Source organism: Soonwooa buanensis, from assembly GCF_900167905.1.
Taxonomy (GTDB): Bacteria; Bacteroidota; Bacteroidia; order Flavobacteriales; family Weeksellaceae; genus Soonwooa; species Soonwooa buanensis.
This window is the reverse complement of the sequence record NZ_FUYZ01000014.1, coordinates 12,149-36,077: the sequence shown is the minus strand read 5'-3', so window position 1 is coordinate 36,077 and position 23,929 is coordinate 12,149. Positions and strand designations below refer to the sequence as shown.

Below are 23,929 nucleotides of genomic sequence, written 5' to 3'. Positions count from 1 at the left end.
TAATGTATTATGAAAAAAAATTCTATAAAAATTTTGACTTTAGGTTTTGCAAGCAGCTTGCTAATTGGGCTTGTCGCTTGTAAGTCTGATCGTGAAGAAGTTGATAGTGGAGGAAGTCTTCCAGGAAAAACTTTGGACGATCAATATTCGGTTAGTCGTTATCGCGTTTTGGATATCGATTCAAAATTAGGTTTGGATTCAAAACTTACTTGGAGCATTAGTGCCAAGAAAATAGTTGATAACAAGGAAGTCGTTTATGATTCCATCATTGCTAAAGATGTACCCAAACTCGAGTTTATTTCTCGATATGCCAAGAATTATGCATTGACTTTAACTGCCGAAACGAATGGTGTTTCTAAAAAATATACTTCCCAAATTATCGTCAACAAGGAAGTGAAAGCCTATAGTAAATATATTGCTGATGTTTTTGATTATCGTCCTGCGGTTGGTCAATTTATAAATGAAATTCCTGAGTACGCCACTGGAGATACTCAAGATAAAATGATTAAAAAAGCGAAAGAATCTTTGGTTGGTGGTAATTCGACCATGGTGACTTTGGGTGGCTTTGGAGGATATGTGGTTTTTGGTTTTGATCATACCATCCCGAATTATGATGGTCGCGATTTCAAAATTCTAGGAAATGCGTTCTGGGGAAATGAAGCTATTGAAGAAAGAGCTGGCTCTTGCGAACCTGGCATTATCATGGTGGCCTACGACCGAAACAAAAATGGAAAACCCGATGAAGACGAGTGGTACGAGATTGCAGGTAGCGAGTATTTTAAAGATACTACTATTAGAAACTACGAAATTACTTACTTCAAACCGGATGAGAATAAAGAACCAGTTCCTGGCGCTGAGTTCTGGCAGACCGACACACAGTATATCAAATGGCAAGATAACCAAGGTGTTTCTGGTTTTAAAACTCGAAATACGTTCCATGCGCAAAGCTATTATCCTTTGTGGTTTTCAGAAATGTCTTATTCTTTAAAAGGAACTCGTCTCAAGGATAACTTCTATGATCAAAGTGGCACGGGCACCTATTGGGTAGGCAAATCTTATGCGTATGGTTATGCTGACAACGCACCAAACAATGATGATGCCTCAAACATTGATATTTCTTGGGCGATTGATAAATACGGAAACTATGTTAAACTTCCGGGTATCGATTTCGTGAAAGTTTATACAGGTATCAATCAAGAAGCAGGTTGGCTAGGCGAAGTTTCGACAGAAGTAGCTGGAGCCTATAACTTACATTTTAAATAAAATTAAAAACAAACAATAAAAATCAGTACTTATGAGAAAGATGTATCTTTTCTTTTTGCTGTTTCTTTTTGCATTCTCAACTAATGCTCAAGTAACAGTGCAAGGCGTTCCTCGATCGGAGGTCAAAAACATAACGTCGAAAAAACAAGCTAAAAATAGCAATTTTACAATGGACGACGTTGTCTATTGGGTTGGGACTGGATCGAACAAAGCGGTGTTAGCCATCCAGTGGAACGATCAAAAAAATCCTGATGCTCTCGTTTGGGGATTCCGTTGGGATGGTAACGCAACTGGTGAAGACATGATAAAAGCCATTGCAAAAGTTGACAAACGTTTTTATACATTGCTTTATCAGGGGACTCAATTTGGATCCGCAATTGGTGGTATTGGCTTTGACCTAGATGGTAAAGGAACAGTAGGTTTGTACAAAAACAACAATACAACTTATCCGCTTTATCCTTTAGATGGTATTATTAATACAACAGCTTATGATTTTGACGACTACAAAGCTGTTGATGCTAATGATCATTGGCAGTCTGGTTGGTACCAAGGTTATTGGTCATATTGGGTTAAAGATTCGGCGACGGATGATTTTGGATATTCTGGTCTTGGAGCGACGAGTCGTCAGTTGGTAAATGGTTCTTGGGATTTATGGAATTACAATGTCGATATGAATCCTCAAGACATTTCAAGCACTTTCACGCCAGTTTCTGTATATTCTTCACAAGCAGATTTTACCAAAGGATTCTTTATGGTGAACGAAGAATGGTTTGGGCATACTAATGGTTCGGTTAACTTTGTTGGCGAAAATGATCAAGTTTATTATCGTGTCTACAGCGAAAAAAATAATAACCAAGCTTTCGGTGCTACAACACAATATGGTACTATCTATGGTGATAAATTTTATTTTATTTCTAAACAAGAGTCGGACGGAGGAGATACCCAATACACACCTGGTGGAAGATTAGTTGTTGCTAATGCAAAAACTATGGAGAAGATTGCAGGTTTCGATAACATCGGCGGTGGCGATGGTCGTTCTTTCGTTGGTGTTGACCAAAATACGGGATATATTGCAGCTTCTAATGGTGTTTACCTTTTCGATATTGCAAATATGCAAGTGGGTGCTGTAATTACAGGAACTGGTGGTGGAGCCACTTATTCTGGACAAATTGGTAATATGATTAGAACTTCACAATATGTTTTTGCAGTTAAACAAACTACAGGAATTTTTGTGATCGATCCTAAAACGCATACTTTAAAAACAACAATTCCAGGGTCTTTCCATTCTATTGTTCAGGCTAAAGATGGAAGTGTTTGGGCGATTCAGAATGAAAAGTTGGTTAATATTAATCCAACAACTTTTGCAACGACAGAATACGCGATTCCAACAACTAAATATATTGGATCTTGGGGCGCTTGGAATGCAGGAAGTTTCACAGCGAGTACACAACAAAATGCTTTGTATTGGATTAATTCTAAAAGTGAATGGTTGTCTGGAACTCAGATTGTAAAATTTGATGTAACAACGAAAACTTTTAATGAAAACTTTGCAGCAATCCCAGGACAGACGGGGACTTACAAACAAATTCCTTACGGTGCGGCATTACGAGTTGACCCAGTTTCTGATAAATTAATTTTGAATACTACAGAAAGTGGTTACGGTGCGCATTATCAAAAAAACTGGATTCATACCTATGACACAACGGGCGCATTAATCAAAACACAAACGCTTAACGATTACTATTGGTTCCCAGCAGTGACGGTATTCCCAGACGTTTTTGACCCAATTTTAGATAGCAATTTACCAAGTAGTTTGACGGTGAATTCTGTTACGACAGTTGATCTTAAAAATAAAGTGACAGATCAGGATAATATCGGAGCAAACGTCGTTGTAAGTGTTAAATCTATTAGTAAAAACGCAATTATTTCGGCGGAAATAAATGAAAATGATGAGTTGGTTATTACGCCGATTACATCAGGAACTGCGACGTTGACACTTAGCTTTAACTCGAACGGAAAAGTTCTAGATCATACAATGACGATTTCTTCTTCGACCTTAGCGACTGATCACGTTTCTAAAGTTGACCTTCAAATTTATCCAAATCCAGCGACGGATTTTGTTAGTTTAAAATCTACGGATAAAGTAACAAATGTTGAAGTATATGACTTATCAGGAAAACGTATAGAATTGCCATTGTTGAATAATCAATTGGATGTAAGAAGTCTTGCAAAAGGTGTTTATGTTCTTAAAATTACAACAGACAAAGCATCCTATCAGAAAAAATTAGTTAAAAACTAATTTGATATTTTTCTTTTAAATAATGAAAGCTGCTCAATATTTGGGCAGCTTTTTTAGTTTAAATTTAAAATAAAACCTAAAACAATCGTTCGTGGAAATCTTCTATTTTCCCGACTTCTTCTATTTTGATACCGAATTTTCGCTTCGGAATTTTATTAAGATTGGACACAAATATCTTTTCGTAACCTAATTTTTCGGCTTCCGAAATACGTTGTTCAGCTTGTGGAATCGGACGAATTTCGCCGCTCAATCCAATTTCTCCCGCAAAACAATACTTCTCCGAAATCGCAAAATCTTCATTAGACGAAAGGATAGAAGCGATGACCGCCAAATCCAAAGCTGGATCGTCGGTTTTTATTCCGCCTGTGATGTTGAGGAAAACGTCTTTCGCACCCAATTGAAAACCTGCTCTTTTTTCTAAAACTGCTAGAAGCATATTCAACCTTTTGGAATCGAATCCTGTTGAACTTCTCTGTGGCGTACCATAGACTGCGGTGCTCACCAAAGCCTGAATTTCTAATAACATCGGGCGATTGCCTTCTAAAGTAACAGCTACAGCGTTGCCAGAAAGTTCTTCGAATTTTTTGGTGATTAAAATTTCGGACGGGTTTTTAATTTCTTTTAAACCTTGAGAAATCATTTCGTAGATTCCGATTTCGGCGGTGGATCCAAAACGGTTTTTGTTGGCGCGTAACAATCGGAAAAGATGATTCCTATCGCCATCAAAATTAAGAACAACATCGACCATGTGTTCTAGCACTTTAGGTCCTGCAATTTGACCATCTTTCGTAATGTGACCAACCAAAAATACCGGTGTGCTCGTCTCTTTCGCGAATTTTATAATCTCGCCGGAGCATTCTCTAATCTGAGAAACGGTCCCTGGTGAACTCTCTATCAAACTAGAATGCAAAGTCTGGATAGAGTCGATAATGATGAAATCGGGTTTTAATTTTTTGGCTTCGTGCAAGATTTTGTCAACTGAAGTTTCTGTAAAAAGATAACATTCTGGGTTTTGTAAATCGGTTAATCTGTCCGCACGCATTTTGATTTGCGACGCACTTTCTTCTCCAGAAACATAGAAAACTTTTTTGCGCATCTTCAAGGCTAATTGTAACAGCAAAGTTGACTTCCCGATGCCTGGTTCGCCACCGATAAGTGTTACAGATCCTAAGACAATTCCGCCGCCCAAAACTCTGTTGAGCTCTTCGCTGGGCGTTGCAATGCGCGGTTCTTCTTGTGCATTAACTTCGATAATGTTGATGATATGTTGCTTCTTGTCGCCAGAATAGTTTTTGGAAGTCGATGATTTTTCGACAACTTCTTCTACGAGTGTATTCCATTCGCCACAGTTGGTGCATTGTCCTAACCATTTTGGGAATTGCGTGCCACAGTTTTGACAGAAGTAGACGGTTTTTAGTTTTGCCATTCTGCTAATTTCTTGATTTTTTTTGAAAAAGCCATAGCTTTTGAAAACTGATAAATGTTGGGGTTTGATGATTTTAAACTTTTTTGGTTTTTGACTGAGAATTTTTCTATTACTTGTAAAATGAAATTATTATTTCTTACTTCTAGCCCCGATGGTAGCGGCATCCTTTGGGGCGAGGTGAGGGGGCGGAGCGTAGCGGAGCCATCCGAGCCTCGCACTAAAGATATAGCGGACAGCGGGATTAGCTCCAAATAAAAAAACCGCTGCAAGAAGCAGCGGTTTATTATTTTGGTTATGGAAAGTCTCTACTTTTTGATGAATTTTTGAGTAGAAGTTTCTTCACCATTTGTCATCTGGATGATGTAGTTACCAACTGGTAAAGACTGTACTTGGATGTTTTGTCCTTTGGTCTTGCCAGATAATACTGCTTGTCCAGCTGTGTTAATTACTTGATAGCTGATCTCTCCTGATCTTGTTGTTTGGATGTTAAGCACATCTTTAACAGGGTTAGGGAAGATGCTGAAAGCACTATTTTTATTGATATCCGACACTGCTAAGTTTGGTACAACTGTTACTGTGTAATCTTCAACTTGTCCGTAAGAGAATGTTTCGCAAGCTGTAGGTATCCCATTCCATTTTAAAGATACTCTCATTCTTGTAGGCTTGTCAAGGACAGCGGTGCTAGGAACTGTTATGTTGCCAACAATAGGTGTTGTACTAGAAGGTGCACTTGTGAAAGCTTTTTCGTTAGGATCATTAAAGTCTCCATCGTTGTTCCAGTCAATAAATACGGCATAACCTTCGTTATATGGTGTTGATCCCCATTTCGGTGTGATTTTGATTTCGTAAGTTTTTCCAACTTCCAAAGTTGTAGAAACGTCTGTGAAATCTTCGTAACCAGCAGTTCCTGTACTTGTTTTGTCAATCGTATTAAATTGTACACGGTTGATTTTTTCGTCAGTTGTCGTATTCCCTTGTGATGCGCAATAATCTGGAGCGTCAGTTGTTGTTACTTTAGCAATATTACTAGCATCAGAAATGTTTCCGTATGCATCTAGTGCTTTAACTGTAAAGTCGTAAGTCGTAAGTCTTGTTAAGTTCTTAACATCATAAGTTACTGCACTAGTTGTTCTGCCAATCTCTGTGCCGTCTTTATATATGATGTAGCCTTCCATAGCGTTATCGTCCGTAGATGCGCCCCAAGTCAACTTAGCCGATGTACCTTTGATATTACTTGCTGTTAAGTTAGTAGGAACTGTTGGAGGCGTAGTATCTGGCGTCGAAAGATATTTAGCACCTACACCTACAGCAAAAAATGCATTTTGAACCGCAATCATCTCTTGTGAATTTTCACCATAAAGTACTTTTGCTACTTCAATGGCGAAGTCACGAGTATTTTTATAGTTTGAGTTTGCTGTTACATATTCACTTTCTAATTTATAAACAAGTTTTTCAGCTTTTTCCCAGCCGATACCAGTAACATCGTAAGAATTCCCTAAATCGTTAGTGCCAACTTTACCCATAACAAGGATGTAGAACCAATGGTTAAGAACGCCACTGTTATAATGCACACCACAGTTATCATTAGTTTGTGGATTAGGAGAAGCACAGCCTTCTTCAACCGTTGCAGGATACCAATGCGTACCTCGGTAAGTGTCAGGTTGTTTATTAAGTCCTGTTTTTGGGGTAATCATCGATCTTAAATAGTTTGGCGATACTTTTACAATATCTTCACCAATTAAGAAAGCTTGTTTTTCTGGCGCATATTTATGTTCGATAATTGCTCCCCATATATCGGAGAAACCTTCGTTAAGTGCGCCCGATTCTCTTTGATATGCTAAATTTGCGGTCTCCTGACAAACACCGTGACCAAGCTCATGGGCAGTTACATCAAATGCCGTAAGAGGTTTGAAGGTAGATGCACCATCGCCATACACCATTTCAGCACCAGTCCAGCCCGCATTTTCGTAGTTACTTCCATAATGAATATAACTACGTAAAGCTGTACCATTATCATCATAACTGTTACGATTAAATGTATCTTTAAAGTAATCATAAGTTTTTGCAACACCCCAATGTGCATCTAAAGCTGCATTATCGAATGTAGAATTATCAAATTCTGCAGCCGTCCAGTTATTGTCATTATCAATAAAATCCAATGTTGCAGATACAGTTTGTGATTTTTTAGCATTCTTTGTAATAACACCTCCTCCACGTGAAGAATCTATTAATGCATATTTGCCACTATTGGTACCAGACGTCAACAAAGATGTGTCAATACTGCGTTCTCCACTGTATCGTGTTGCTGCAGTTCCTGCTACGAATAAAGCATCTGGTTTAAAACTTTCTTTAAGACTGATTGGTTCTGGAGTTGTAACATCTTTTGTTGGGAAATTGTTCATCTTAGCATGCTTCATAATAGCATCATAAGCCAAAACTTTCCCGTCATTAGCATCAATATATACCCAACCTCTACTGATAGGTGCTGCTGCATAAATGTCAAATTTGTAAGCAGAGATAAGTTTGTAATTTCCTTCGCTTACTAAGATCGGAAGTAGCACTTTTTCTCCAACAGGTTTTTTGTAGCCAGAGATCTCTGTATAAGAAGCGTCTTCCCACATATAGGAAGAAGCGTTTACATATTTTTTAGCTTTTATAAATGCTTGTTCTGCTGAGATTGTTGTCTGAGATTGCACTGCATCAGTTTTGAAAATCTCACCATTCATTGCAGTTAAAGCACCGTTTTTGTAATGAAGATTGTATATGGCATATTCTACTGGTATACCATCAAAATACATTTGATATTTTTCAGTTTTGAATTTTCCTACATTGTCAACTTTTGTTGAAGCAAGCTTCATTGTCGTATTAGAGGAGATGTTAAGATACTGTTCAAAGATATTTTGAGCAGTTAAAGACGATAGATTGTTGCCAGACGCAAAGCTTATTAAGCTAGGTGTGCCATTGTCATGTAATATTCTTTTACTTACCTGCGCTTGTGCTGTCAAACTATTTGACAAAAACAAGATTCCTATAAAGCCTAAGCTAAGTAGATTTTTTCTCATTACTAAATTTTAATTATATGCGATTTAATGTTGCGCCAAATTAATAAAAAATTATGATTAATGTCATTGTTTAATCCTTTTTTTCTAAATATTTTTTTCATTTTTTAAATTATTTAAATAAAATATTTAATAATTGGTTGCTTTAATCTTTGTTTGATTAATATTTTTAATTTGTTTTATTTTATGTTGAAAAATAATTTCTTTCACAATAAATTATTAATTATTTAATATTTATTAAGGAATTTTATTTTGATTTAATCGTTAAATATGTATAGATAATCTAAATAAAAACCAAATGAAAAAATTAAAATTTGTATTAATGTTAGTTTTAGGCTTCGCTTTTAGCAATGTTTATAGTCAAAGTCTTGGCGGTATCCTAAATGATGCAGTCGATATGGCGAGTAAAGCTGGAGGAAAAGCAGGGACAGCGGGCGATATTACCGAAGAAAACGGAAATGTACATGTAGAAGGTGTAGGACACAAAAAGACTTTTTCTCTGACAGGTGGGACACTTTTGATTGAAGGCACAAGCAATGTGATTACCGTTAATGGTTTTGCATCCAAAATTGTTGTGGAAGGCGCTGGTAACACTGTTTATGTTGACAAAGTGAATAACGTATCCATTGGTGGTTCGAGTTCTAAGGTCTATTATAAAACGACTGATAATAAGTCAAAACGTCCTAATGTAAAGGTCTCTGGACCTGGCGCAGGTGTTATCAAACGATAAAGAAAATGCTAAAAAAACGCCTTTCAAACATTTGAAAGGCGTTTTTTTATGATTAAAAGAGATTATTTCTTTTCAGGGATATTTTGTAAAATCTCTTGTAGATATTTCCAGAATTTCTGAACCGAAGAAATGCTCGCTCTTTCGTCTGGAGAGTGTGCACCTTTGATGGTTGGCCCAAAACTTACCATTTCCATCTTAGGATAATTGGTACCGATAATGCCACATTCTAATCCCGCGTGACAAGCAACAACCATTGGTTTTGCACCGAAATCCTTTTCGTAAAGATCAGTCATTATCTGGATAATTTCTGCACCTGGATTTGGCTTCCAACCTGGGTAACTTCCTGTCAATTCGGTTTTGATGCCATTGCTTTCAAACGAAGAAATCAGCTGTTGCGCAACTTCAGTTTTAGTAGAATCAACAGAAGATCTTGTTAAGTTTAAAATCTTAACAGCGCCATCTTTAACCTCAACGCGCGCCACATTATTAGATGCTTCTACTAGACCTTCAACATCAGGACTCATACGGAAAACACCATTGTGAGCTGCATTTATCGAATAAATCACTTTTTTTGAATCTTCAAAACTTAGAGCTTTGTCGCTCGAAGATGATTTTTCAATCGTGATAACTATATCTTTTTCTATGCTAGCAAATTCTTCAAGAATACTTGCTTTGAGATCGGAAGTTACTTTTTCAAAATCCGCAGCATTAGCAACAGAAACGATAGCTTTTGCTTCTCTCGGGATTGCATTTCTAAGTCCACCGCCATCGATATTAATAATTTGAATGTCATTATTTAAACCTTCAAATAAAAATCTGCCAAGGATTTTGTTAGCGTTTCCAAAACCTTTGTGGATGTCCATCCCAGAATGTCCACCTTGTAAACCTTTAATCTGGATTGTATATACATCAGCTTTTGCATCAACAGTCCCGAAGGTCGCCGTCGCTGTAACATCGACACCACCAGCACAACCGATATCGATCTCGTCATCTTCTTCGGTGTCAAGATTTAATAAAATATCGCCGTGCAAAAGTCCGCCTTTAAGGCCTAAAGCCCCCGTCATACCAGTTTCTTCGTCTATCGTGAAAAGTGCTTCCAGTGCAGGATGTGGGATGTCATTACTTTCCAAAATAGTCATAATAGTCGCGACGCCTAGTCCATTGTCTGCACCTAAAGTTGTACCTTTTGCTTTTACCCAATCGCCATCAACATACATTTGGATACCTTGCGTATCAAAGTCAAAATCGACATCGCTGTTTTTTTGACAAACCATGTCAAGGTGCGATTGCATAACGATTGGCTGACGATTTTCCATACCAGAAGTTGCAGGTTTACGAATGATAACGTTGCCAACTTCGTCAACCAATGTGTCTAAGCCTAAGTCTTCACCAAATTTTTTGATGAAAGCAATAACACGCTCTTCTTTTTTCGAAGGACGTGGCACCGCATTTAGCAATGCAAAATTCTTCCAAATATTTTTAGGTTCTAATTGTGAATATTCCATTATGAAGATTTAAAAATTAATAAGCGAATTTACGGAATCTAAAATTGTTTTTTGATGCAAATGGCTTTCAATTTTCGTGATCTAAGATTTGGAAACAATTGAATGTTCTTAATGTTAAGTTCAAAAAAAATAAATTGTATATTGTAATACACTTAAAAATAAAAAATTATGATAAAAAAATTACTATTGGGTATTTCATGTTTTGGACTTACTTCTTTATATGGGCAGAACACTGCGGAGTTACCATATTCTTATGGTTTTGAAACAGCAGACCTTGATGGATGGACGATTATAAATGCAGGGACAGGTAACAACTGGGCAGTGACACAAGCGTCTTCACAAACGCCGGCTCCATCGGAAGGAAGTAATTACATGATGTATTATTTTCATGAAAACGCAGCCAATTCTTATTTATTTACTCGAGGTATTAATATGAAAGCTGGTCAGCCAGTACTATTGAGTTTTGATTATATGGGTACCGATGCATGGTTTCCAGAAAAAATGGAAGTTTTGATAGGTACAGCTCCGACTGTTGAAGCGCAAACTACGCGTTTGTGGGTTAATGAAGATATTACAAATTATCCGTATGAAACTGCATATGTTAATTTCAATGTGCCTGCAGATGGTGTTTATTATGTTTCTTTTCGTGCCTTTTCGGATCCAGATCAGTTTTATCTAAGTTTAGACAATGTTCGGTTTAATATTCCATTTGCAGCTACACAGGATATAGACCAAACAAAATTATCTATGTATCCTAATCCTACAAAAGATTTTTTACATATTGATAGTGAAATCAAAATAACATCTATTGGCATATTTGATATTTCTGGAAAATTAATTCAAAAACAGTTTTATGATTCTAAGAAGTTATCATTGGATGTTTCAAAATTACCAAAAGGAACTTATATGTTAAGAATCGGAGATGATAAAGGTGCTAAAATGCATAAATTTATTAAAGATTAATAAAGAATAAATATAAAGCCTCTTCATCTGAAAAGGCTTTTGCTATGTTATTCTTTTTCGGTTAATCGTTTGTCAGGGATAATCCACATTAGTGCTACAATATAATAGAAAACTAAAGCAATGTAAGGCTCGAAAAACGAAACCGTAATGCCTAAAAGATAAATTGCAATTGATAGTTTTTCTTTGGTTCCGCCACCGATTGCTTTCACAAACTCCGAATTTTTACCTTCATTTTTGGCGATAAAGTATGATAATATCCCGTAAGTTACAGCGTTTGACATTAACACAATACCATAGAGTATGGTCGTATTCATCTTGAATTGATGTTCTCCCATCCAAGCGGTAGAAAACGGCATTAATGAAAGGGTAAACAAAAATGCGAGATTACTCCACATGATATTTCCGTTTACTTTGTTGGTGTTAAAAATAAGGTGGTGATGGTTGTTCCAATATATTCCAACGTATATAAAACTCAGGATATAACTTACAAATTTTGGAGCCAATGCTCTAATGCCAGACCAATCGGGAGTGGTCGGAATTTGCAATGATAAAACCATGATTGTAATAATAATGGCTATAACACCATCGCTGAAGGCTTCTAATCGTCCCGTTGTCATCAGTTGTATTTTTTGCAAATATAAAAATTAGAGACTTTTGTTTTTAAATATTTTTCTTAAAGTGTGGTATTTTATATTAAACAAAAATCCCGCTCCAAATTTTGAAACGGGATTTAGATATTTTAAAAACTAAGAAGTCTTAGTATCTGTAATATTCAGGTTTGAAAGGTCCTTCAACTGGAACACCGATATAATCAGCTTGTGCAGGAGAAAGAGTTTCTAGCTCAACGCTTAATTTCTTAAGGTGTAAAGCGGCTACTTTTTCATCTAAATGTTTAGGCAACATGTAAACTTCGTTTCCGTAAGCTGCAGAATTTGTCCATAATTCGATCTGAGCCAAAGTTTGGTTCGAGAACGAGTTCGACATTACAAAAGATGGATGACCAGTTGCACAACCTAAGTTTACTAAACGACCTTCAGCCAAGATGATGATTTCTTTACCATCGATAGTGTAGATGTCTACTTGAGGCTTAACTTCAGTTTTTGTTGAACCGTAGTTTTCGTTTAACCAAGCCATATCGATTTCGTTATCGAAGTGTCCGATATTACAAACGATCGTTTTATCTTTCATTTTCTTGAAATGCTCAGGTCTTACGATGTTGAAGTTACCAGTCGTCGTAATTACGATATCTGCGTTATCAACAACTGTATCTAATCTTTTTACTTCGTAACCGTCCATTGCAGCTTGAAGCGCACAAATTGGGTCGATTTCCGTAACTGTAACAATAGAACCAGCTCCTCTGAAAGATGCTGCAGTACCTTTACCAACGTCTCCGTAGCCACAAACAACCACTCTTTTACCAGCAAGCATTACGTCAGTTGCTCTTCTTACCGCATCAACAGCAGATTCTTTACAACCGTATTTGTTATCAAATTTAGACTTAGTAACCGAATCGTTTACGTTGATTGCAGGCATTACTAAAGTTCCGTTTTTCATTCTTTCGTACAATCTGTGAACACCTGTTGTTGTTTCTTCAGAAAGTCCTTTGATATCTTTTGTGAATTCTGGATATCTATCAAAAACCATGTTTGTTAAATCTCCACCATCATCCAAAATCATGTTTAATGGTTTTCTATCTTCGCCGAAGAACAAAGTTTGCTCAATACACCAATCGAATTCCTCTTCGTTAAGACCTTTCCAAGCATAAACTGGAATTCCAGCAGCAGCAATCGCCGCAGCAGCGTGATCCTGAGTTGAGAAAATATTACAAGAAGACCAAGTAACTTCTGCACCAAGAGCCACCAAAGTTTCGATAAGAACAGCAGTTTGAATTGTCATGTGAAGACATCCTGCAATTCTAGCACCTTTCAATGGTTGAGATGGTCCGTATTCTTCACGAATCGCCATCAAACCGGGCATTTCAGCTTCTGCTAACGTAATTTCTTTTCTTCCCCATTCTGCTAGAGAAATATCCTTAACCTTGTAAGGAACATATTGTGTTGTTGTACTCATATTCTTAATGAAATTTGGTGCAAAAATACGATTAAAAATTTAGATATTAAAAAGTTAAGGTTTAATGAAAAGTTAAAATATAGTTTAGGCCAAAAATTGTTTTATTGGAATAGAATATCCTTTTAAATTGCTTTCTTCAGCTTGGTAAATTTGTAAATTATTCTTTAAAATCATAACAAAAAAAGAGACTGTCATTTTGAGACAGCCTCTTTTTAATAGATGTTATTAATCTTTTTTAATGAATTTTTTAGTTCTTCTAATACCGTCAATCGTATCAATTATTAGCAAGTATGTGCCACTTGGTAGTTTTTTAACGTCAACTTTATTAACAGATTTATAGCCATGAACTAATTTTCCCGACGCATCGATAATTGTAAGATATTTTATTTCTTTTTGAGAAACGATGTTAAGAATATCCATAGTTGGGTTTGGATATAATAATATTTCATCTTTTGAATTACCAAAATCGGATGATGCGAGATTACCTTTAGTTACAGTTACTTGTACAGTGATACTAGATTGGTTACCAGAAGAGTCTTTGACGGTAAACACCACGTTGTAAACGCCAGCTTCGGTAAAGGTCGTCTGACTTAAGGAGTAACTAGCAATTCCACAATTATCAGATGATCCATTATTAACTGTTTGCGGATCAATGGTGACGCTTGTTTCGTTGTTTGCAATTTCCACGCTTACGTCTTTTCCTATTGCAACAGGTGCAATATCGTCTATGACGCTAACTGTAGCAGTTGCTGTTGCAATGTTGCCAGAAGAGTCTTTTACGCTTAATGTCACTTGATTAGAGCCTAGATTAGCACATGAGAATTGCGTTTTGTTAACACTGATTTCTACAATGCTACAATTGTCAGTTGATCCGTTATCAATCATATTTGCAGTGATGGTTGCAGAAGCATTTGCATCTAATTTTATAGTAATGTTTTTTGTTAAAACATTTGGTTTTTGATTGTCAACAACGCTTACAACAGCCGTTGCAGTACTCGTATTACCAGAAGCATCTTTAACTGTTAGCGTAACGTTTTGGTTTCCGATATCTCCACATGAGAATTGTGTTCTGCTTAAAGTCATTTCCGAAATACCACAATTGTCAGTAGAGTTATTGTTGATATTTTGCGCTGTAATGCTAACACTTCCATTGCTTCCCAATTCTGCGGTATAATTCTTAGCAATTGCAATTGGGGCAATATCGTCTATGACGCTAACTGTAGCAGTTGCTGTTGCAATGTTGCCAGAAGAGTCTTTTACGCTTAATATCACTTGATTAGAGCCTAGATTAGCACAAGAGAATTGCGTTTTGTTAACACTGATTTCTGCAATGCCGCAATTATCAGTTGATCCGTTATCAATCATATTTGCAGTGATGGTTGCAGAAGCATTTGCATCTAATTTTACAGTAATGTTTTTTGTTAAAACATTTGGTTTTTGATGATCAACAACGCTTACAACAGCCGTTGCAGTACTCGTATTACCAGAAGCATCTTTAACTGTTAGCGTAACGTTTTGGTTTCCGATATCTCCACATGAGAATTGTGTTCTGCTTAAAGTCATTTCCGAAATACCACAATTGTCAGTAGAGTTATTGTTGATATTTTGCGCTGTAATGCTAACACTTCCATTGCTTCCCAATTCTGCAGTATAGTTTTTAGCAATTGCTGTTGGTGCAATATTATCTAGAACTGTAACCGTTGCTGTCGTTGAATCAGAATTGCCAGATGAATCTTTTACCGTTAATGTTACTTGATTGGCTCCTAGGTCTGCACAAGAGAACTGAGCTTTGCTAACTGTTGTTTCAACAACGCTGCAATTGTCTGTCGAAGCATTATTTAGCATCGCGCCAGTTATAGAAACACTACCATTTGCGTCTAAGTAAACAGAAATATTTTTTGCCTTGGCTACAGGTTTTATTTTATCCAAAACTGTAATAATAATATCTTTAGTACTTACTTTTCCTAGAGCATCTGTAGCAGTAATTTTAACGGTATTAGCACCAAGGTTAGAACAGTTAAAATCCGTTTTACTAAGTGTTACACTTGCTAATTGACAATCGTCCTTAGTTCCTAAATCAACATCAGCAAATTTGAAGCTTGCTTTAGCATTTGCATCCAATTCTATTGATATGTCTTTTGCAAGAATAGTTGGTGGTGCATTGTCATATACATTAACATCCTTAGCTAATTGATAAATAGAGTAGGTGTTATTTTTATTTTTTATTCTTAAATAAAAATTATGGAGACCGCAAGGGATATTTACAGTACTAAGATCAACTGTGTAAGTATCCGTTCCTGCTGAGGTTAAGGTGACTTGTTTGCCTTGTCCAACGCCAGGATCAGTATCTACAAAAAATTCTCCACCATCTAGGGCAGGTATTGTCAAGTCAGCAAGTTTACCAATATAAAATGTAGCCCGATGATAAAAAGCCCAAACATTATTCGAGTTTTTCACACGAATATATAAGTTATGAAAACCTAGCATATTAGACGGAATAACGGCAGTATAGGTTTGGTTAACATCAGTGCCGCTAGCTGTCAAAGCATTTCCATTACCGAGGCCAGGATCATTATCAAAGAAATATTCTGCTGCCGATATTGGTGCGATACTACTTTGTGTTGTTGCTTGATAAATATAAAAAGAAGCGCGATTATAAAAACTCCATGTGTTGTTAGCATTTTTTGCACGAACAAACATATTGTTAAAACCAGTCATTCCATTTGGTACTGGAATACTGTAAGTTTGCGTCACATCTGTCCCCGAAAGTGCTATCGATGTAGCATTTCCTACGCCAGGGTCTGTGTTAAAAAAGTATTCTGCAGCCGTAATGTTTTGCGATCTTCCGAAAGCAAAGTACAAAAGCAGGAATACCATTGACATATATTTTTTCATGATATTTCCTTTTTTTTAAGTCATTACTGTGCTTTTGCAGTTATGCTAACGCTTAGGTTAGAGCCTGCAGGAACGCTAGAGCTATAAGAACCAATCTTTATTGTTGGGATACCGAACGGATTACCAACATTACGATAATCGTAGTTTTGATATATGCCTAAATCTTCACCGGCAATACCAGCTGCTTTTGCTGGTGAGCCAGACTGCAATCTCAGATTATCCGTTAAGAAATTAAGCTCAAAATAATTGGCTATAGAATAATCTGCTTGTGTTGATATTGATTGCGACTTATTAACATTAACAAACTTAGGATCTTGGTTTAGCTTCATGCCTGTATATTGTGTCGCATAGTTATCATTGTTGTTTTCTTCAAAATTATAGACACCAGATGATCCGTAATTATAAGTAAGGCTATTTTGTATATCGATACGCCCGTAGATATTTATGCCATAATTACCAAAGCAGCCAGAGTTAGTAATAAAAATCGAATTAGAAATTACAAGCTTGTTACCAGTGTCTTGATCGTAATAACTAATGCCACCACTTCCATTGAAAATATTCTGAGTGATAAGTACTGTCGCCGATTTGTAAATATTTAATGACTGGATAATATTATTTTTGATCACTAAATCTTCAACATTATAGTAAGCATTAATGGCATTAATGTAATTACCTTCAATTGTCCAGTTTTTGGGGTTATTTAATGATGAATATGCTGAGACATTTAAAGAACTGACTTTGCATTCTCTGACGCTAATGTTTTCTAATAGTTGTGGCGATGCATTTTGTAATGTGTTTATTTTTAAACCTTTGATTGTAGTATCTTTAGAGCCTTCAACTAGATTAATATAATCTATCATAGAGCTAAGATCATCACCGCTGTGTTTTGCACCTACGAGTATTATTTTTTTTGAAATCTCGACAGTACCATAACTGGTTGACGATGGCTGTACGTAGATCGTACTTCCTGCAGCTGCATTCGTAATGGCGGTCTGTAGATTATTCTGCACTCCAGGTTGGGTACTATTGTTATCTACAATAATAACAGATTGTGCACTAGTAGCAATACTGCTCACGAAAGCAGATGTTATTGCTAACTGTTTGAAAATGGATAGATTTTTCATGATTAAATGTTTTTTTTTTGTTAATAAAAATATTTTATGACATGTCAAATCTATATTTGTTTTTTTAATTTAATGTACCTATTTCTAGGTATTTTTTATTAAAATTTAGATAATAAATAAAAAAAGCGGAAACGCTTTCTAGTTCAGAAGTTTTTCTTTGCTAGTCGACGTTTCGCGCTAATTCATCCCGAAGGATGAGGTGAGAGAAATGTGTATCGTTTACTTCCAGCCGCCACCTAGACTTTTGTAGATGTCGATGACAGTGTTCAGTTGTTTTTCTTTGGCTTCGATCAATTCCATTTTGGCATCGAGTGCATCTCTTTGATTCATTAAAACTTCCAAATAATCCGCTCTCATATTTTTGAAAAGCTGATTCGCAATATCATTAGATTGATCTAAGGCTTGCGCTTGTTGCTTTTTCAAAATATAATATTGGTCAATGTTTTTAATTTTTGACATTTGGTTAGCAACATCCAGATAAGCGCTCAAAATTGTTTTATCATATTCGTACAAAGCCTGAATTTGTTTAGCATCAGCTGTTTTAAAGTTAGCTTGTATTGCTGATTTGTTGATGAGTGGACCAGCCAATTCGCCAGCAAGACTGTAAGCAATAGATTCTGGAAGTTTCACCAAATATGAAGGTTTAAAAGCTTCTAAACCCAAAGTCGCAGAAATGCTTAAACTTGGATAGAACTCTTTACGAGCCGCTTCAACGTCAAGTTTTGCCGCTTCTAGCTCGAGTTCAGCTTGTTTGATGTCGGGACGATTCGCCAACAATTGCGACGGAACGCCAATGTAAATACTCTGCGGAACGATGTTCATAAAGCTTTCCTTATTTCTAAGAATCGGTTGCGGATAACGTCCCAAAAGCGCATTGATTTGGTTTTCCTTTTCGGTTATTTGTTGTTTTAAATCATATTCTGTCGCGCTAGATTTTGCCAATTCAGCTTCGAATTTCTTCACCGCTAATTCAGTTGCTGCCATCGCTTGTTTTTGGATTTTCGAAATTTCTAAAGCTTTTTTCTGAATTTCCATATATTGATGAATCATGTCCAGTTGGTTGTCCAAAGACAATAATTCGTAATAGCTTTCCGCAACTTCAGATATCAAACTTGATAACACAAAATTTTTACCTTCAACCGTTGATAGATAATGCGCAATAGCTGCTTTTTTTTCGGTTCTGAGTTTATGCCAAATATCGATTTCCCAATCAGCTCTTAGTCCAGCTTCAAAATTCATTAGGTTTTCTGGAACTTCTTTTCCTTCAGTAATGTCGGTAGAAGCGTCGCCAGCACCTGTTGAGGTGTAACGACCAACTTTCTCAACACCTGCGCCAACGCCAGCAGAAACTGTAGGTTTCAATCGTCCATTTTTGTAGAGAACATCAGATTTTGCAATTTCAATTTGTTGAAGCGTAATCATTAATTCTTGATTATTTTTTAAAGCTTCTTCTATTAAACTTACCAAATTTGGATCTGTGAAAAACTGCTTCCAAGGCGTTATTCCCGAATTGTTTTCGGCGCTAGCATTATTTTGATCACCACCAAAAGTCGTGGGCAAAGTGTCTTTAACACGATCCTGAACTTTGGTCGCCATTGGCGCTTTACAACTTGCAAGAAGTAGCGCTGCGCCAAGGCTTAGGACTATTTTATTTTTTATTATGTTCTTCATATTTTTCATCATGTTTGTAAGGTTCGGTCTGTTCGGTCAACGGATTTTCTTCTTCGTAGTAAGACAATTTCGTTTTCTCAGATATTAAACCAAAAATGTAATATAATCCAGGAATTATTATTAAACCGAAAACTGTCCCGATTAACATACCACCTGCAGCAGCAGTACCAATAGTTCGGTTACCAACAGCACCTGGACCAGTCGCCATTACCAACGGGATAAGACCTGCAATAAAAGCGAAAGACGTCATCAAAATTGGTCTAAAACGTATTGTTGCACCTTCAATAGCGGCTTTGGCAACAGGAATATTTTCTTCAGCTTTCTTCTGGACTGCAAATTCTACAATCAAAACGGCATTTTTACCGAGAAGACCGATGAGCATAACCATCGCCACCTGCGCATAAATATTGTTTTCTAAACCTAAAAGTTTTAAACATAAAAAGGCTCCAAAAATCCCTGTTGGTAAGGATAAAATAACAGGCAATGGCAAGATGAAACTTTCGTATTGTGCTGATAAAATGAGATATACGAATCCAAGACAAATTAAGAAAATGTATATCGCTTCGTTTCCTCTCGATACTTCATCTTTAGAAATCCCCGCCCAGTCGATACCGAAACCACGAGGAAGTGTTTTGTCCGCCACTTCTTGGATGGCTGCAATCGCTTGTCCAGAACTGTATCCTGGTGCAGGCGTTCCACTTACTTCCGCGGCGTTGTACATGTTGTGACGTGTAATCTCGGACAAACCGTATACTTTTTCTAAATGCATAAAGTCAGAATAAGGTACCATTTGGTCTTTATCATTTTTAACATAGAGTTTCAAAATGTCAGATGGTAACGCACGGTATTGCGGTCCAGCTTGTACAATAACTTTGTAAGGTCTATCAAATCGGATAAAACTCGTTTCGTAATTCGAACCAATTAAGGTTGAAAGATTGTCCATTGCCTTCTCAATAGAAACGCCTTTTTGCTCTGCTAAATCATTATCGATTTTTAACATATATTGTGGGAAACTCGCCGAATAGAAGGTGAAAGCCGAACCAAGCTCTGGACGTTTTTGTAATTCTTTCACAAAATCTTTACTCACTTGTTCCATCTTTTGATAATCGCCACTTCCAGCTTTATCCAAAAGTCTTAACTCGAAACCACCAGCTGCACCATAACCCGGAATTGAAGGTGGTTGGAAGAATTCGATGTTAGCACCAGGAATTTCTTTAGCTTTTTGTTCGAGTTTTTCGATAATTTCGGCAGCAGATTCTTTACGTTCGTCCCAAGGTTTTAAATTAATTAAACAAGTTCCCGAGTTAGCACCAGTACCTTCCGTTAAAATTTCGTAACCCGCCAAAGATGAAACCGACTGTACGCCGTCGATACCTTCAGATGCTTTTTGCAGTTGTAATGCAATTTGGTTGGTACGTTCTAGAGTTGATCCAGGAGGCGTCTGTACAATCGCATAAATCATCCCTTGGTCTTCCGTTGGTACAAATCCTGACGGCAAACTATTACTTAAAAAATAAGTTCCTAAACAGAATAATAATAAAACTGGTAGTGTAAAGAATTTTCTTGTAACTGTTTTATTTAATAAGCCTTCGTATTTGTTTTGACCTTTGTTGAATAGGCTGTTAAACTTGTCTAGGAATCTATTAATAGGTGTTTTCTTTCTTGCGTATCCGTGATTATTTTTAAGAATTAAAGCACATAAAGCTGGTGTTAAAGTCAAGGCAACTGTACCAGAAAGGATAATTGCGGATACCATCGTAATCGAAAACTGACGATAAAAAATCCCAACAGGTCCACTCATAAAAGCAACTGGAATAAACACCGATGCCATAACTAAAGTAATTGCGATAATAGCACCGCTAATCTCGTGCATCGCTTCTTCGGTGGCTTTAAGAGGAGAAAGTCCTTTTTCTTCCATCTTGGCGTGGACGGCTTCTATGACGACAATCGCATCATCGACGACGACCCCAATTGCCATAACGAGGGCAAAGAGCGAAATCATATTTAACGTAATCCCGAAAGCTGACATCACTGCAAATGTCCCAACCAATGAAACTGGTACGGCAATAGTTGGAATTAAAGTTGAACGCCAATCTCCCAAGAATAAAAACACGACAATCGCCACCAAAATGAAGGCTTCAAAAAGTGTATGTACTACTTTTTCGATCGAAGCATCTAAGAATCTCGACACATCGTAACTTAACTCATAATGCATACCTTTTGGGAAGTTGTGCTTTTGTAAATCTTCCATTAAGGTTTTTACATTTTTGATAACTTCCGAAGCGTTGGATCCATAAGATTGTTTAACAGTAATTGCAGCTGACGGTTTCCCATTAAGAGTAGAGTAGATGTCGTACATCGAACTTCCGAACTCGATGTCTGCGATGTCTTTTAATCTTACAAATTCGCCGTTTGATGATGATTTAAGAATGATGTTACCATAATCTTTTTCGTTGCTATAACGACCTGGATATTTTAGGATATATTCAAAAGATTGAGATCGTTTACCGGAACTTTCTCCCGTTTTACCAGGCGAAGCTTCGATACTTTGCTCATCTAAAGCTTGCATTACTTCATCTGCTGAGATGTTGTAAGCCGTCATCCTGTCAGGTTTTAACCAAACGCGCATGGCGTATTCTCTTGTCCCAAGGATGTCGACGTCGCCAACACCTTTTATCCTTTTTAATTCTGATAAAATATTAATATCAGCATAGTTGAATAGGAATTTTTGATTGGACTTCGGATCGTCACTGTACAAGTTGATGTACATTAACATATTGGGTTCTTCACGTGTGATTTTTACACCTTCTCTTACAACTAGAGGTGGTAATTTGTTAATAGCGGAAGAAATATGGTTTTGTACGTTAACTGCCGCAACGTTAGGATCTGTCCCAAGGTCAAAGACTACTTGTATAGAGGCTTCACCATCGTTACCTGCATCGGACGCCATGTACTTCATCCCAGGAACACCATTAATGGAACGCTCTAAAGGAATAATTACAGATTTGATCAACAATTCGTTATTAGCTCCAGGATACTCGGCCGTGATGTTAACTTTGGGTGGCGAGATCGAAGGGAATTGTGTCACCGGTAATGACATTAGTGATAAAATCCCCATAAAAACGATAATCAAGGAGATGACTATCGACAGAACTGGTCTGCGTATGAATTTCTTAAACATTTTTAAATAGAAATTTAGATTTGAAATTCGATTGAACTTTTCACTTTAATAGGACTTCATCCTATTTTTTGTTAAATCGTTCCTTCGGAACTCTTTTTTAGTTAGCCTGAAGTTTTAATGAACTCAGCACTTTTTTAGGATCTTCGAATTTCACTTTTACTTTTTGGTCATCTTTCACTTTTTGTACACCTTCTAGAAGGATTTTGTCGCTAGTTGTCAATCCTGAAGCCACAACGTAGATATCAGGAAGCTCGTAGGCAACTTTTATATTTCTAGATTTTACCGTTCCGTTTTTGTCCACCACGAAAACGTAGATTTGATCTTGGATTTCGTAGGTTGCTTTTTGCGGAATAATTAAGGCATCGTGTAAAGGAAGCGTCATTTGCACTTTTCCTGTCTGTCCGTTTCTCAAAATACTTTTTGTGTTAGGAAATTTTGCACGGAAAGCTATATTTCCTGTTTCGCTGTCAAATTCTCCCACAATAGTTTGGATAATTCCTTTGTCAGGATAGGTTTCACCATTCGCCATCGTTAGCGATACGATGTCGTTACCACGCTCGCCAGAATGCATCTGATAATTAAGATATTCAGGTTCTGACACATTAAAATAGGCGTAGATTCCACCATTATCAGAAAGACTTGTCAGCAAATCGCCTTCGTCTACCAAGCTTCCCAATTTAAGAGGAAGTCTATTAATGATTCCAGAAAAAGGCGCTTTAATCGTAGTGAATGATAGATGCGTTTGCGCTAATCTAAGTTCTGCGTTTGCAGCATCTAGCTTTGCTTTTGCCATTCTTTTTTCGTTAGGCGACACGACATTGTTATTAGCAAGTGTGCTGGAGTTTTGTAGCTCGATTTGGGCTTGTGCAACTTCGGCTTTTGCTTTCATAACGTCAGCTTCGTAGATTTGAGGCATGATACGGAACAAGGTCTGTCCAGCATGCACATATTGACCTTCGTCGACGTAAATATTTTGTAAAAAACCTTTCTCTTGCGCTCGTATTTCGATATTTTTTTCGGAGCGGATTTGAGAAACAAATTCTTTAGTAATCACTGTATCCATCTTAACAGCCGTAGTTGTTGGGTAGATTGCAGTTTCTTCTTTCTCTTCTTTTTTGTTGTTGCAACTTGCTAACAACAAGATAGCGCTTAGAGCAACGCATGATGCGACTCTCTTCATAACTTGATATTAAAATTGTGGGTAAAAAAGTTTGGTCTAATCGAATTATTAAATTATTATTTGTCGAGTAATAATTTAATAATGATATTGAAGATTTATTTAAAAATCAATAATCATAAAATGAAATTCTATATTCTTAAAGACTGAATAAGAATAAATGTTTTAACATGATGAAAATGGAAATCTTGTGAAAAGATTTCTTTCTTACGAATCGATTTGAAAAATAAAGCAAGAAGACTTGAAATCCCAAGAATATTAGCGAAAACAAACAAATTGTCAACATCTAATTCTAGATTGAAATCCGTTTCGGTATCAACAATAGAGAAGTTATCTTCAGATTGATTATGTTTCGCGGACTTGTCTAAGCTTTTGTTGAGATGTTGAGTTTTTGACGTGTGTGTATGCGATGTCTGCCCAAAATTGGCAGCATCAACTTTGTAAGATTTGCTTTCTACACAGAAAAGTAGCAGCAAAGCTGTTAATATGTACACAAAAAAAGTTTTCATTTCTCTCATTGCAAAATTACTTCACAAAGTGTTAAAAAAATGCTAATAATAAAATTT

The 23,929-nt window shown here is 36.7% G+C and carries 15 protein-coding genes; 4 read left to right on the top strand and 11 right to left on the bottom strand.

The window, feature by feature from the left end; all coding sequences use genetic code 11:
- Window positions 1-9 precede the first annotated feature (9 nt).
- Together B5X62_RS14645 and B5X62_RS14640 are read left to right on the top strand one after the other, a co-directional pair.
- Window positions 10-1,263, top strand: coding sequence for a cell surface protein (locus B5X62_RS14645; protein WP_144038402.1), 1,254 nt, complete (start codon window positions 10-12; stop codon window positions 1,261-1,263).
- Window positions 1,264-1,294: 31 nt separating this feature from the next.
- A complete protein-coding gene (locus B5X62_RS14640; protein ID WP_079668228.1) occupies window positions 1,295-3,562 on the top strand; it encodes a T9SS type A sorting domain-containing protein in 2,268 nt (755 codons plus the stop codon).
- A 76-nt stretch (window positions 3,563-3,638) separates the two neighbouring features.
- Here the strand turns inward: B5X62_RS14640 and radA are convergent, their stop codons facing one another.
- Both radA and B5X62_RS14625 read right to left on the bottom strand, forming a co-directional pair.
- The gene (gene radA, locus B5X62_RS14635) at window positions 3,639-4,988 is read right to left on the bottom strand and encodes a DNA repair protein RadA (protein ID WP_079668227.1); all 1,350 of its coding nucleotides are present in this window, start codon (window positions 4,986-4,988) and stop codon (window positions 3,639-3,641) included.
- 305 nt (window positions 4,989-5,293) lie between these two features.
- Window positions 5,294-8,050 carry a M4 family metallopeptidase gene (locus B5X62_RS14625; protein ID WP_079668225.1) on the bottom strand — a complete coding sequence of 919 codons (2,757 nt, stop codon included), beginning with the start codon at window positions 8,048-8,050 and terminating at the stop codon, window positions 5,294-5,296.
- Window positions 8,051-8,345: 295 nt separating this feature from the next.
- Between B5X62_RS14625 and B5X62_RS14620 the strand changes: the two genes are divergently transcribed.
- Window positions 8,346-8,777, top strand: a complete 432-nt coding sequence (locus B5X62_RS14620) for a DUF3060 domain-containing protein (RefSeq protein ID WP_245797209.1) — start codon at window positions 8,346-8,348, stop codon at window positions 8,775-8,777.
- Window positions 8,778-8,839: 62 nt separating this feature from the next.
- On the opposite strand, the gene B5X62_RS14615 is transcribed toward B5X62_RS14620, so the two are convergent.
- Window positions 8,840-10,282 carry an aminoacyl-histidine dipeptidase gene (locus tag B5X62_RS14615; RefSeq protein WP_079668224.1) on the bottom strand — a complete coding sequence of 481 codons (1,443 nt, stop codon included), beginning with the start codon at window positions 10,280-10,282 and terminating at the stop codon, window positions 8,840-8,842.
- A 186-nt stretch (window positions 10,283-10,468) separates the two neighbouring features.
- Here B5X62_RS14615 and B5X62_RS14610 point away from each other — a divergent pair, with 186 nt between their 5' ends.
- Window positions 10,469-11,245, top strand: coding sequence for a T9SS-dependent choice-of-anchor J family protein (locus B5X62_RS14610; RefSeq protein WP_159447658.1), 777 nt, complete (start codon window positions 10,469-10,471; stop codon window positions 11,243-11,245).
- Between the two features lie 47 nt (window positions 11,246-11,292).
- Here the strand turns inward: B5X62_RS14610 and B5X62_RS14605 are convergent, their stop codons facing one another.
- From B5X62_RS14605 to B5X62_RS14570, 8 genes are all read right to left on the bottom strand, one after another.
- Window positions 11,293-11,862 carry a TMEM175 family protein gene (locus B5X62_RS14605; RefSeq protein WP_079668222.1) on the bottom strand — a complete coding sequence of 190 codons (570 nt, stop codon included), beginning with the start codon at window positions 11,860-11,862 and terminating at the stop codon, window positions 11,293-11,295.
- A gap of 139 nt (window positions 11,863-12,001) precedes the next feature.
- Window positions 12,002-13,315 (bottom strand): adenosylhomocysteinase, encoded by a 1,314-nt coding sequence (ahcY, locus tag B5X62_RS14600; protein WP_079668221.1) that lies wholly within the window; start codon window positions 13,313-13,315, stop codon window positions 12,002-12,004.
- A gap of 225 nt (window positions 13,316-13,540) precedes the next feature.
- A complete protein-coding gene (locus B5X62_RS14595; RefSeq protein ID WP_079668220.1) occupies window positions 13,541-16,210 on the bottom strand; it encodes a T9SS type A sorting domain-containing protein in 2,670 nt (889 codons plus the stop codon).
- Between the two features lie 23 nt (window positions 16,211-16,233).
- Window positions 16,234-17,334, bottom strand: a complete 1,101-nt coding sequence (locus B5X62_RS14590; RefSeq protein WP_079668219.1) for a hypothetical protein — start codon at window positions 17,332-17,334, stop codon at window positions 16,234-16,236.
- Window positions 17,335-17,553: 219 nt separating this feature from the next.
- On the bottom strand, window positions 17,554-19,005 hold the full coding sequence (locus tag B5X62_RS14585) for a TolC family protein (protein WP_079668246.1): 1,452 nt from the start codon (window positions 19,003-19,005) through the stop codon (window positions 17,554-17,556).
- On the bottom strand, window positions 18,983-22,186 hold the full coding sequence (locus B5X62_RS14580) for an efflux RND transporter permease subunit (RefSeq protein ID WP_079668218.1): 3,204 nt from the start codon (window positions 22,184-22,186) through the stop codon (window positions 18,983-18,985). Before B5X62_RS14580 ends, B5X62_RS14585 begins: the two co-directional genes overlap by 23 nt.
- Window positions 22,187-22,283: 97 nt before the next feature.
- On the bottom strand, window positions 22,284-23,366 hold the full coding sequence (locus tag B5X62_RS14575) for an efflux RND transporter periplasmic adaptor subunit (protein ID WP_079668217.1): 1,083 nt from the start codon (window positions 23,364-23,366) through the stop codon (window positions 22,284-22,286).
- A 128-nt stretch (window positions 23,367-23,494) separates the two neighbouring features.
- The gene (locus B5X62_RS14570) at window positions 23,495-23,872 is read right to left on the bottom strand and encodes a hypothetical protein (RefSeq protein ID WP_144038401.1); all 378 of its coding nucleotides are present in this window, start codon (window positions 23,870-23,872) and stop codon (window positions 23,495-23,497) included.
- Between the last annotated feature and the right edge of the window lie 57 nt (window positions 23,873-23,929).